The 12357-nt window shown below is 60.5% G+C and carries 12 protein-coding genes; 11 read left to right on the top strand and 1 reads right to left on the bottom strand.

The window, feature by feature from the left end:
• Window positions 1–22: 22 nt before the first annotated feature.
• The 11 genes from DM995_RS00470 to DM995_RS00420 all read left to right on the top strand — a co-directional run bounded on the left by DM995_RS00470 (window position 23) and on the right by DM995_RS00420 (window position 11349).
• Complete coding sequence (locus DM995_RS00470; protein ID WP_116968139.1) at window positions 23–1480, top strand: aldehyde dehydrogenase family protein; 1458 nt, start codon at window positions 23–25, stop codon at window positions 1478–1480.
• Window positions 1477–1680: a 2-hydroxymuconate tautomerase gene (gene thmT / locus DM995_RS00465; protein ID WP_232823952.1), complete on the top strand. Its 204-nt coding sequence runs from the start codon at window positions 1477–1479 to the stop codon at window positions 1678–1680. The genes DM995_RS00470 and thmT overlap by 4 nt, the downstream gene beginning before the upstream one ends.
• A gap of 1 nt (window position 1681) precedes the next feature.
• Entirely contained in the window at window positions 1682–3274 is a 1593-nt protein-coding gene (locus DM995_RS00460) for a spinster family MFS transporter (RefSeq protein WP_116968137.1), read from the top strand.
• The gene (locus DM995_RS00455; RefSeq protein WP_116968136.1) at window positions 3271–3984 is read left to right on the top strand and encodes a CoA transferase subunit A; all 714 of its coding nucleotides are present in this window, start codon (window positions 3271–3273) and stop codon (window positions 3982–3984) included. Before DM995_RS00460 ends, DM995_RS00455 begins: the two co-directional genes overlap by 4 nt.
• Complete coding sequence (locus tag DM995_RS00450; protein ID WP_116968135.1) at window positions 3981–4640, top strand: 3-oxoacid CoA-transferase subunit B; 660 nt, start codon at window positions 3981–3983, stop codon at window positions 4638–4640. Before DM995_RS00455 ends, DM995_RS00450 begins: the two co-directional genes overlap by 4 nt.
• Window positions 4637–6073: an NAD-dependent succinate-semialdehyde dehydrogenase gene (locus DM995_RS00445; RefSeq protein ID WP_116968134.1), complete on the top strand. Its 1437-nt coding sequence runs from the start codon at window positions 4637–4639 to the stop codon at window positions 6071–6073. Before DM995_RS00450 ends, DM995_RS00445 begins: the two co-directional genes overlap by 4 nt.
• A gap of 125 nt (window positions 6074–6198) precedes the next feature.
• Window positions 6199–6633, top strand: coding sequence for a Zn-ribbon domain-containing OB-fold protein (locus tag DM995_RS00440; RefSeq protein WP_116968133.1), 435 nt, complete (start codon window positions 6199–6201; stop codon window positions 6631–6633).
• Window positions 6630–7802, top strand: a complete 1173-nt coding sequence (locus DM995_RS00435; RefSeq protein ID WP_116968132.1) for a thiolase C-terminal domain-containing protein — start codon at window positions 6630–6632, stop codon at window positions 7800–7802. Before DM995_RS00440 ends, DM995_RS00435 begins: the two co-directional genes overlap by 4 nt.
• A 64-nt stretch (window positions 7803–7866) precedes the next feature.
• Window positions 7867–9015, top strand: a complete 1149-nt coding sequence (locus DM995_RS00430) for an aromatic ring-hydroxylating oxygenase subunit alpha (protein WP_232823951.1) — start codon at window positions 7867–7869, stop codon at window positions 9013–9015.
• On the top strand, window positions 9012–10517 hold the full coding sequence (locus DM995_RS00425) for a class I adenylate-forming enzyme family protein (RefSeq protein WP_116968131.1): 1506 nt from the start codon (window positions 9012–9014) through the stop codon (window positions 10515–10517). Before DM995_RS00430 ends, DM995_RS00425 begins: the two co-directional genes overlap by 4 nt.
• 70 nt (window positions 10518–10587) lie before the next feature.
• Window positions 10588–11349: an IclR family transcriptional regulator gene (locus DM995_RS00420; RefSeq protein WP_116968130.1), complete on the top strand. Its 762-nt coding sequence runs from the start codon at window positions 10588–10590 to the stop codon at window positions 11347–11349.
• Window positions 11350–11403: 54 nt separating this feature from the next.
• On the opposite strand, the gene DM995_RS00415 is transcribed toward DM995_RS00420, so the two are convergent.
• A complete protein-coding gene (locus DM995_RS00415; RefSeq protein WP_116968129.1) occupies window positions 11404–12114 on the bottom strand; it encodes a DUF6118 family protein in 711 nt (236 codons plus the stop codon).
• Between the last annotated feature and the right edge of the window lie 243 nt (window positions 12115–12357).

The raw sequence follows: 12357 nt of genomic DNA, 5'->3' as shown, positions 1-12357 counted from the left end.
GTCGTTTCCCCGAAGGAAGACCATGTATTTTGACCCCGACCAGGTAAATCCACCTACGCATCTGATCATCGGCGGCGAACGGTGCGCAGGTGCCACGCTGAACGACGTCCACAGCCCCTCGCGGCACGCGCTTGCCCGTCCGGTCGGCTGGGCGTCTGACCGGCAAGTCGATCAGGCGGTGGAAGCTGCCCGCATCGCAGCGCCGGGCTGGGCTGCCTTGGAACCCCGCCAGCGCGCCGGCCTGCTCGCACGGTTTGCCGATCTGGTGGATGCCCATGCCGAAGAGTTGGCCCGGCTGGAATCGCTAGTATCGGCCCGGATCTATAGTGAGGTCATGGCACGCGACGTAAAGGTCGTCTCAGGCGTCCTGCGCTATTTCGGCGAGTTCGCTGACAAGCTTGACGGCACGGTTACGCCTACTCCGCGCAATTCGCTCTCATTCACCGTGCACGAACCGCACGGTGTGGTCGCGGCGATCTCGCCCTGGAATTTTCCGATGATCCTGTCGGCCTGGAAGTTTGCGCCAGCTCTGGCGGCAGGCAACACGGTCGTGCTCAAGCCTTCGGAACTGACCCCATTCTCTGCGACACGGATTGCAGAGCTGGCGTTGGAGGCGGGCATTCCCGGCGGTGTCTTCAACATCATCCATGGCGATGGCGCGGTGGGCGATGCGCTGGTGCGGCACCGCGGCGTCGATTATGTCACCTTTACCGGATCAAGCGCGACAGGTGCCCGGATCATGGCCGCCGCTGCCGAAACCGGGCTCAAGCCAGTCAGTCTGGAGCTGGGGGGCAAGGGGCCGCAACTGGTATTTGACGACGCGGCGGACCTCGACCGGTTGGCTGCGATGGTCGCCCGCGGAATCACCTACAATTCGGGCCAGGTCTGTTTTGCAGGCTCGCGGCTGGTCGTACAACGCGGCATCGCAGACCGTCTGACAGCCAGGATCGCCGAAACGATGCGCGGCCTGCAGTTCGGAGAGACGTGGGACACCGGGGCCAGCATGCCCCCGATCATCAGCGAACGCCAGATCGCGCGGATCGATTCGATCGTTCAGGCAAGCGTTGCTGAAGGCGCAAGGGTGGTGTGTGGCGGCGAACGGATTGCCCATGACGGCGCGTGCTTCTTTGCCCCGACCATGCTCAGCGGCATGGCACCTGATAGCATCGCGATCCGTGAAGAGATTTTCGGCCCCGTCCTGGCGGTACAGGTGTTCGACAGTTTCGAAGAGGGCGTCGCGCTCGCGAACCACGCAGAATACGGCCTGACCGCATCAGTGCATACCCGTGACATCGGGCAGGCATTCAAGGCCGCACAGGCGATCGAGAGCGGAACTGTGTGGATCAACGACTGGGGCCGCCGGACAGACTTCACCGCGCCTTTCGGCGGATACAAGAGATCGGGCCTGGGCAAGGACATGGGGCGACCCGGCTTCGAGAAATATCTCAAAAGCAAAGCCATCTGGCTGGAGATCGAATGATGCCGCTTGCATATGTATCCCTGATCGAAGGCACGACAGAAGAGCAGAAGCGCAAGCTGATCGCTGGCATCACCGACGCTTTTGCAGACAGTGTCAACGCGCCGCGCGAACTGGTTCGGGTCATCATCAACGAGGTGCCCGATACGAATTGGGGTGTCGGCGGAAAATCGTTCAAGGACCGCAAGCTGGAAAGCCGCTGACATGGCGGCGACATCTTCACCCTCTGCCAAGCATACCGGATTTTCGGTCGGGCGCAAGCTGACAGAGGTGCCCGGCACCGCTTATAGCAACTGGGTGCTCGGGCTGCTCGCGGTCGTTTATGCGATCAATTTCGTGGATCGCCAGATCATCAGCGTGCTGGCGCTGAATATCAAACGGGACCTTGGGCTGACGGACGCCGATCTGGGGTTTCTTTACGGCACCGCATTCGGGGTATTCTATGCCCTGTTCGGCATTCCGATGGGGCGGCTGGCCGATAGCTGGAACCGGGTGCGCCTTATCACGATCGGCCTGGCGGTCTGGTCCGCGATGACGGCATTGTCCGGGCTCGCCCGCAATGGTGCCCAGCTTACGGCAGCGCGCATTGGCGTGGGCGTGGGCGAGGCGACGGCCAGCCCGTGCGCCTATTCGCTGATCTCGGACTATTTTCCCAGAAACAAGCGCGCCAGTGCATTGGCCGTGTACTCGTCAGGAATGTACCTGGGCGCGGGACTTTCGCTGTTTATCGGTGCCGTGATCGTCAAGGCCTGGGATACGGCCTATCCCAGCGGGCTGAACGGCATTGTCGGATGGCAGGCAAGCTTCATGGCGGTCGGCATTCCGGGGCTGTTGTTGGCAGTTGCCGTCGCCACATTGCGCGAGCCGATTCGCGGCCTCTCGGAAGGGCTGCCCGCCCAACCTGTCGCGCACCCGTTCCGCGAGTTCTTCGCCGAATTGATGACGATCATCTTCCCGCTATCGCTTGTCGCCGCCGCCCGGCAAGGATCAGCGGTGCTTTGGCGCAACCTGCTGGGCCTGGCAATCATTGCGCTGCTGGCATCGGGGTTGATCGTGCTGACCGGTGATAAGGCGCAATGGGTGGCTGTCGGGATCGGAACCTATGCGATCTACAGCTGGGCGCTTGCGCTCAAGAAACGGGATGCACCGGCGTTTCGGCTGATCTGGGGCACGCCCGCCTTTCTTGCGGTTCTGGTCGGCTATGGCCTGATCGCCTTCGTCAATTATGCGGTAATGTTCTGGTCGCTGCCCTATGCGGAGAGCGTTCTGGGTGCCGACAAGTCCACCGCAGGCCTGATCATCGGAGGGGGCGGCGCTGCCGGCGGGTTTATCGGCCTCAACATCGGTGGTCGAATTGCCGACCGGCTGCGGCGCAGCAATCCAAGCGGACGCATTCTGGTAATCATCTTTGCGGCGCTGGCACCGGTCGTTCCCTTGTTGGTCATGTTTTCAACCGACAATCTGATCGTGTTCTATGCATTGATACTGCCCATGACGGTGCTGCACAGCACAGGGCTCAGTGCGGCAGCAGCGACCACGCAGGATCTTGTTCTGCCGCGAATGCGCGGGCTCGCAACCGCCTGCTATTTTCTCAGCATCACCATGATCGGTCTGGCGCTTGGCCCTTATATGGTCGGTCGCGTCTCGACCTGGACGGGCGACCTTGGAACCGCAATCCTTTCGCTGCTGCTGGTCATGCCGGTTTCCACGCTCGCGCTGGTCCTGCTGTATCGCTGGCTACCGAAGGCAGAAGCCAGCGTCGCCGAGCGGGCGCGTAGCGCTGGAGAGCCATTATGAAAAACAAGATTTATCAAAGCCCCGATGCGGCGATGGCAGGATTGCTGTCTGACGGCATCACGTTGATGTCAGGAGGGTTTGGCCTTTCAGGCAACCCCGAAAGCCTGATCGATGTCGTCTGCCGCTCGGGCGTCCGCGACCTGACAGTCATTTCGAACAATGCCGGAGCCGACGGGTTCGGCTTGTGGACGCTGTTGAACAATCGACAGATCCGCAAGATGATCTCGTCCTATGTCGGCGAGAACCGGCTTTTCGAGCAACAGTTCCTGGACGGGGAGCTGGAGCTGGAACTCAACCCGCAAGGGACTCTGGCCGAGCGTATCCGGGCTGGCGGCGCAGGCATTCCCGCATTTTACACCCGCACCGGAGTCGGCACCGTGGTGGCAGAAGGGAAGCGCGTCGACACCTTCGATGGCGAGCAATATGTGATGGAACGCTGGCTGAAGGCAGATGTCTCGCTGGTCAAGGCATGGAAGGCCGACGCCGAAGGCAATCTGATCTATCGCAAGACGGCGCAGAACTTCAATCCGGCCATGGCAACGGCTGGGCGCGTCACAATCGCGGAAGTCGAAGAGATTGTCGAGGCCGGCGCGCTTGACGCCAATGCCATTCACACGCCCGGCATCTATGTCGACCGCATCGTTCTTGCGACGATCAACGAGAAGCGGATCGAAAAGCGCACCGTGCGACCGCGCGAGGAAGCGATATGAGCTGGACCCGGGATCAAATGGCCGCGCGGGCCGCGCGCGAGCTTCGCGATGGCGATTATGTCAATCTGGGTATCGGAATTCCCACGCTTGTCGCAAACCACATTCCTGACGGTATCGATGTATCGCTGCATTCGGAAAACGGCATGCTGGGCACGGGCCCCTTCCCTTTCGCTGGCGACGAGGACGCCGACCTCATCAATGCCGGAAAGCAGACAGTCACCGAACTGCCCACGTCGAGCTTCTTCTCGTCAGTTGAGAGCTTTGCGATGATCCGCGGCGGGCATATCGACGTCACCATCTTGGGAGCGATGGAGGTTTCAGCCACCGGCGACATCGCCAACTGGAATGTTCCTGGAAAAATGCTGAAGGGCATGGGCGGCGCGATGGACCTTGTCGCGGGGGTCAAGCGCATCGTCGTCCTGATGGAACATGTCAGCAAGGACGGCAGCGCCAAGATCCTTGATCGTTGTACCCTGCCGCTCACCGGTATGGGCGCGGTCGATCTGATCATAACCGACATGGCCGTCTTCACCTGCGATCGCAGCACCGGACTTGTTCTGATCGAAACCGCGCCAGCGGTCACCATAGACGCGATCAGGCAAAAAACCGCAGCACATTTCGAAATCGGCAAAGCCATTATGGAGCAATCGTCATGACCGCATATGAAGCACAGCTTGGACTTTACATCGCAGGCGAATGGCGTTCGGGCGAAGGACGCGACACCCACAATGTGCTCAACCCGGCAACGGGCGCAACGCTTGCGCCGCTGCCGCTTGCGACGTCCGATGACCTTGACCTGGCGCTGGAGGCAACAGCGCGCGGATTCAGCCTGTGGCGCGACACGGCACCTGAACAACGGGCCGCCATCCTGACGAAGACGGCGGCATTGCTGCGCGAACGGACCGATCGGATTGCGACGATCGCAACGCTGGAACAGGGCAAGCCCGTCGCGGAAGCCAAGGGCGAGATCGGTCTCGCCGCGGGAATTCTGGAGTTCCATGCCGGCGAAGCACAGCGGATCTATGGCCGCGTGCTCCAGCGCCCCAAGGGAACCCGGTCAATGGTGCTGCAACAGCCCGTGGGGCCCGTGGCCGCCTTCTGCGCCTGGAACTTTCCTGCCCTCAACGTGGTGCGCAAGCTTGCGCCTGCACTGGCAGCGGGATGCTCTGTCATCATCAAGCCCAGCGAGGAAACTTCAGGATGCGCGATCGAGGTCATGCGCTGCTTTCAGGATGCCGGGCTTCCCGGAGACGTGGCCCAGATGGTGTTCGGCGTACCCGATCAGATTTCGCGACACCTGCTGGCCTCGCCCGTTACGCGCAAGCTGAGCTTCACCGGATCGGTTCCGGTTGGCAAGCATCTGATGCGGCTGGCGGCCGATACCATGATGCGCACGACCATGGAGCTGGGCGGCCATGGCCCGGTGCTGGTGTTCGACGATTGCAACCTGGAGCAGACGCTCGACACCCTGGTTGCCAACAAGTTCAGGAACGCTGGTCAGGTCTGCATCGCGCCTACCCGCTTCTATGTGCAACAGGATATTTATGAGCGGTTTGCCCAGGGGTTTGCCGAGCGGGCGCAGCGGATTGCGGTCGGAAACGGGCTGGACCCCGCCACTCAGATGGGGCCGATGGCTAACCCGCGCCGTCCAGCTGCGATCAACGACCTTGTCCAGGATGCGCGGAACGCCGGCGCACGCGTTCTGACCGGCGGCCAGCCGATCGAGTCTGGTTCAGGCTTTTTTGTGGCTCCAACCGTTCTGGTGGACGTGCCTTTGTCGGCGCGGGCGATGAACGAGGAGCCGTTTGGCCCGCTCGCCCTGCTGACGCCGTTTGCAACGCCAGACGAGGCCATCGAGCAGGCGAACCGGTTGCCGTATGGCCTTGCTGCCTATTGCTTCACGGAGAATGGCAGGCTCCAGAACCGCCTTGGCGACGATATTGAGGCCGGAATGATCGCCGTGAACAATGTGCGGTTGAGCTGGCCTGACAGCCCGTTCGGCGGGATGAAGGACAGTGGATACGGGTCGGAAGACGGGCCTGAAGGCATCGCAGCGCATCTCGTCACCAAGACATTCCACATGATGTAGCCAGACCGTGAATTCTAAATAGAGAATTTCATTCTCATTTATTGACTTAGGCGGGGGGCTGTGGAATTGACAGGCAACACCTTTGGAGGCGCACCAGACGCCAGTCTCCACTCGGGGAGGATGAATTGAACACGACCTCACGTATTCGCGGCGGAATTGGCGCGGATGAAGGCTATTGGGCAGCGCTGGAACGCGGCGAGTTTGCGATTTCGCGATGCAGCGGCTGCAACCGCTGGATGTGGCCTGCCCATTGGCGCTGCGGCCATTGCGGATCTTGGGACATCGCGTGGGAAGCCATCGAGCCGGTCGGCCGCATCTACACCTGGACACGCAACCATGCGGTTTCCGATGTCGTGCGCGAGCGCCGGGTGGATGTGCCATTCGTCACGTTGCTGGTCGAATTGCCTCAGGCTGATGGCGCGCGGGTCGCTGGCGTGCTGCTGGGCGATGAGTCCGGGCTGCGCATCGGCGCGCCGGTAAAGGGGATCATCCTTCCCGCAGACGAACGATCCAAGGGTTATGTCACCATGGCGTGGCAGATAATCGGGGATGCCGCATGAGCGCCCACAACCCGATGCGGGGATCAACGGCGATCGTCGGCATCGCCCAGACGCCTTATTACAAGCGGGGGAAATCGCCTGATTCCGAAATGAAGCTTGCGCTGCGCGCAATCGTCGCCGCGTGCGATGATGCGGGTATCGACCCGGCCGATATTGATGGCTTTGTTTCCTATGGGTCAGAACGCAACACCGCCCAGCAGCTGCTGCCCGCGCTTGGCACCAGGTCGCTCAAATATGCAGCGCTGGCCTGGACCCATGGCGGCGGAATTCCGGCTGCAATCGGCATTGCGGCACAGGCGATCATCTCCGGCCAGGCCGAGGTTGTAGTTGTCTATCGGGCGATGGCCGAGGCCAGCAACCAGCGGCTGCAGGTGGCAGTGACGCAGGGCGATACGCCGGCGCAGTTTCTGGTCAACGGCATCGATATGGTTCTGCAGCGCTCGGCGATGCGCAGCCATCGGATGATCGAGCATGACGGCGTGCCGCGCGAGACGCTGGAGGCAGTCGTCCGCGCAGGGTATCATCACGCGCAGAACAACCCCGGTGCCGCAGGCTATGGCCAGCCGGTCGATCATGCGGCTTACGAAGCGTCACGCTGGATTTCCGAGCCATACCACCTGTTCGATTGCAGCCGGGAAAGCGACGGCGCAGCAGCGGTCATCCTGGTATCGGCAGAGCGCGCCAGGACGATGCAGCAAAAGCCCGCCTATCTTCTGGCAACCGCCATGGGCGCATCGCATGCCGCCGGATCGCGGGAAGACAATCACGAACCCTATACCAGCGTCGGCTTCATCGAGCTTGCCGAGCGGCTTTGGGCGCAGTCCGGCTATGGACCGCAGGATGTCGATGTCGCGCAGATCTACGAGAACTTCAGCGGCATGGCCGTCGCTTCAATCATTGATCACGGATTTTGTTCGGCAGAGACCGCGGGTGCATTCATCCGGCTGGAAAATCTGATCGCGCCCGACGGCAAGCTGCCAATCAATACGTCTGGCGGCAACATCGCCGATGGATTCATCCACGGCATGGGTCTGGTGGTTGAGGCGGTTCGGCAGCTTCGGGGCACGTCATGCAATCAGGTACCGGGCGCCAGGCTTTCGCTGATGGCAGGCGGCCCTGGCGATTCTGTCACCAGCACCGCACTTTTCGGCTCTGCCGACACTCTTTGACATGTCCGGGAACAAGACGATGGATGCAGAACATACCCCGATCACTCAGGTCCCTCCTAGGCGCATGCACACGCTGGAATCCCTGAATGAAAGCCAGATAGAAGCTATCCGCAAGATTCCGCCTTATGGAACCCAGCCACCGCCGGTTATGACGGTTCGCTATCCGGCTTCGCACTTTACGGAACGTGCGCGCTTCGAGCAGGAGCGCGACACAGTGTTTCGCAAGATGGCTGTGCCCATCATGCCATCAGCCAGAATCAGCCAGCCGGGCACCGCGATCACCCATCATGGCTATGGCATGGCACTACTGCTGGTGCGTGACAAAGCGGGCACGCTGCGGGTGTTTTTGAACGCCTGCCAGCACAAGGGCGCAAAGCTGGTCGAAGGGTGCGCGCTGCAGAAGCTTTCGCGGATCACGTGCCCCTATCATTCCTGGACCTATGGGCTCGACGGCTCGCTCATCACCATCGCGCGGCAGGATGCATTCGAAGCGGTCAACAAGGCGGATTTCAACCTCGCAGAGTTGCCTTCGCGCGAATTTGGCGGGTTGATCTGGGCCTGTCTCGACCGTGACGTAGAGCCGGATTTTTCCGCACTGGTACCCGAGATCGAAGCCGATCTCGTCAGCCTCGATATACCCACAGCTCATGTCTATGGACACCGCTCCTTCAACCTGAAGGCAAACTGGAAACTGGTGCTTGAGCCGTTCATGGAAAGCTACCACGTGCCGCGTCTGCACGCTGCATCGATCGGAGCACTGTTCGGCGACGTGACCCGCGTGATCGATCTGCTGGGGCCGCACCAGCGCAAGACCGCAGGCAAGGTCAATTTCCAGCCCGAAATGGTCGATATACCAGGCGAGAACATCCACAAGACTGTCACTTTCGCCTATCAGCTGTTTCCCAATGCGGTGCTGATTACCAGCCCCTATTATATCAGCCTGATGATCCTGATGCCGGTCAGCGAACGGGAAACAAATGTCGACTATTACATGCTGACGCTGGAGGCTCCACAATCCGAGAAGGCCGAAGAAGTGGCGGCACGGTCATTTGAGCTGATCCTGAAGGTATTTGGCGAAGAGGATTTCCGCGCGGCGGAGATTTCTCAGGAGGGCCTGGAATCAAAGGCGTTAAGTCACATGACCTATGGTGGGATGGAGAACACTATCCCCATGTACTATGAGCAGCTCGATTTCCTTGTGGGGTCTGCATGACCAGTAATGGGCTGATGCATGATGGCCTGGCCTATTGGGCCAGGCGGACACCCGACAAGACAATCGCCATGTTCGACCGCGCCGAGGCGATCGGATATGCGGATATGGCACGCTGGAGCGATGGCATAGCCGAACATCTGGCCCAACTGGGTATCGCGGCGGGGGACGTTGTGGCCTTGGCCGGTGCCAATTCGATTGCCTGGATTGCAGGCGCCTTCGGCATTCTGAAAGCGGGCGGCATTATTGCGCCTTTCAACGACCGGCTGTTGGGCGACGAAATGGCGTATCTTGCCGATTACAGCCAGGCGCGGCTGATTATCGCTGATGCGGCCCGTTCCGCACGGCTGGCAGATGCCGGAGTGCAAACGCCGACTCTCGCCATCGAAAGCCTGGGCCGATTTACACAAGGCGCTGGGCGCGACTGGAGAGAGGTGCGCGTGACGTCCACCGACCCGGCCATGATCATCTTCACAAGCGGCAGCACCGCACGTCCCAAAGGGGCAGTGATGGGGCACGGCAACTATCTGGCGAAGTTCATGGAAATGATGCTGCTGGATTGCCGATTGGGGTCAGACACGCGTGCAATGATGCCGCTGGGGCTGCATTCATCGCCCGGCCTGCCATGGGGGATCCTGTTCACCAGCACCCTGGGCGGGACGCTGCATTTCACCAGCAAATATGATGCGGAAAACACGCTCAGGACGCTGGTAGAGCATAGGATCAACTTTTTCATCGGCGTGCCGATGATCTACGATCAGATTTCCAAACTCGATGCGTTTGGGGCTGCGGACCTGTCTGCGCTCACCTTCGCGCGTATCGGCGGCGCAACTCCGGAGATGGAAACGCTGGAACGCTGGCGCGCTGCCGGGGTCGTTGTCCGGCAACTTTACGGCATGACCGAAGTGGGCGGCGGTGCCATCATCGCCAGCGAAGACGAGGCGCTGATCAACCCCTATTCCTGCGGGAGGGGCTTGGCCTTTTCCCGCTTCAGGATCGTGCGCAATGACGGAACCGAATGTGATCCGGGCGAGCCGGGACATATCCTGCTTCAGGGGCCGGGCATGATGCTGGGTTACTGGCGCGACCCTGACGCTACCGCCAAGGCTTTGGCGGGGGGCTGGATGCACACTGGCGACATCGGCACCGTGGACGCGAACGGCTATTTCACATTTGTTGATCGCGCCAAGGAGATGATCAAGTCCGGCGGCTTCAATGTCTCGCCAGCTGAGATTGAATCGGTGCTGATGGCGCATCCATCGGTCTCAGAGGCGGCGGTGTTCGGCATCAAGGATCCCAAATTTACTGAAGCCCCCTGCGCTTGCGTTTACCTGTCCGGGCCTGCCAGCCCGCAGGACCTTATCGACCATTGCGCATCGCGCCTGGCGGGGTTCAAGCTGCCTCGCCATATCATCATGCTGGATGGCCCTTTGCCGCGGCTGGCGAACGAAAAGATAGACCGGGTGCGCATCAAATCCCTTTATGGCGGCGGGCCATCATCCTGAACCGCTCCGTGAGATCGGCGCACTGCGGTCTCGATTGACCCTGAAGGGCACAATGAGCTAGCAACCGACTATGGCGAACGACACTGGCACTGAAAAACCGGTCAAAATGGTCGGTGCGGTCGTACAGGCTTTCCGGATTCTGCGACTGCTTTCGACAAGCACAATGCCCTTGGGCGTGACGGCTATTGCGCGCGATGCAAAAGTGAACCCGTCCACGGCATTCAATATATTGCGCACACTTGTTGCGGAAAATGCCGTCGATTTTGACGAGTTGAGCAAGACATACAAGATTGGCAGAGGATTGCTGGCGCTCAGCAGCAAACTGCTGGAAGAGTCGATCGTGGACGAAATCCGCACGGAGCTCAACCGGCTGGCAACCGAAACAAACTGTCTGGTTGGGCTGTGGAAAGCGCATGATGGCAGGATGACATTGCTGGAGCGCGCAGTGGGCGGGCGTGCCATACGCTTGGACATGGAGATCAAGCAGCGCCTTCCGTTCATGGCAGGCGCGGTTGGCCGGGCCTATGCTGCGCGGCTGAAAATGTCCGATGCTGAACTACGAAAACATTTCAATCAGTTGCGCTGGGAAGGCAATTTGGACGCAGACACTTACATCAGCGAGGTACGTTATGCAGAACGAACCGGGTATGCCATTGACAGAGAAGCCCTCTATCCCGGTGTTGTCACTGTGGCTACGGTCCTGACAAACCACGAGGGCAAAGTAGTATTTGGTCTGACCGCGAGTGATATTGCTCATAACCTTGACGAAGCCAAAATCTGCGCGCTTGGCGAAGAAATGGCAGGGATTGGGCGTACCTTCTCGCTGATTTAACGGTCGCGCCCATCACTAATCGCCTGCCGCTCGATCAACGTTGACCAAGGTTTTTTAACCTTCTGTTTTTCCAACCTCGATGTTACATCCGACACTTCTGAGCCCTCTTTCGGAAGCTCGCTGTGCACATTTGTTGATCGCCTCGTTGTTTTTCTCCGAAAGCCGAACAGCAGCTTGCAGGTTGCTCCACCGGCCAGGGTTGGTAACTGACATGAGCCGCTCCCCTGCGTTCCAGCCGTTGCGGTGCAATGCCGACATTGCTCGTTTTTCAGGCCACTGCCATGCTTCCGGCACCACCCAATCGATCGCTGGCGGGATAATGCATCCGCCAACCCAGCCGAGTATCAAGGCCAGACCCGTAGCCCCAGCCAACATTTGATTCTGGCGCTGTGCGGCCCTCACCGACGCCGTCACCCTGGAGAGCGCGGCGATGGAACTTTGCAGACTGCCCTGCGCAGCCGCCAAGGCTTGATTGGCGTCCCTGTAAGCGCCCTGCCCCGCCGCCTCGATCTGCTGAGCAATCATCTCCGGCGTCAGCGCCAGCGCTGGCTTCTGCGCCAGCGCATCGATCGCTTTCCGCAAGCCCTCACAGCTCTGATGGATCAGCGCCAGGTCCTCGCTGTAATCCCGCTCCAGCAAGTCCTGCTGCCGCTCGGCAAAGCCATCGACCGCTGCCGTCACGCCCGCCAGCCGCCTGGCAACAGCCTCCAGCGCCTGCTCAAGCGGGATTTTTTCGGCGTCAGGATCAAGAAGAGAATCGTCCATCCCGCATGGCTACATCCCCATGCCGAGCCCACGCGAGCGGCCGAGCGATTTCTGGAGGTCCTGAGACACCGTTTTCGTGCTCATGGCGTCCAGCCCCAGCTGCGGACGCCGGTTGGCGAGCTGTAGCGCGACGATCAGGGTGAGAAGGTAGCGACGATCAGGATGAGAAGCGCTGATCGCGACGCGATGGGTTTGGATCGTTTGATTGTCGCTGGCAAGGGCTATGTGTCATCTTGATTGTCG

It is taken from the genome of Blastomonas sp. UPD001 (assembly GCF_003426715.1).
GTDB lineage: Bacteria > Pseudomonadota > Alphaproteobacteria > Sphingomonadales > Sphingomonadaceae > Blastomonas.
This window is presented reverse-complemented; position numbering and strand designations above follow the sequence as displayed.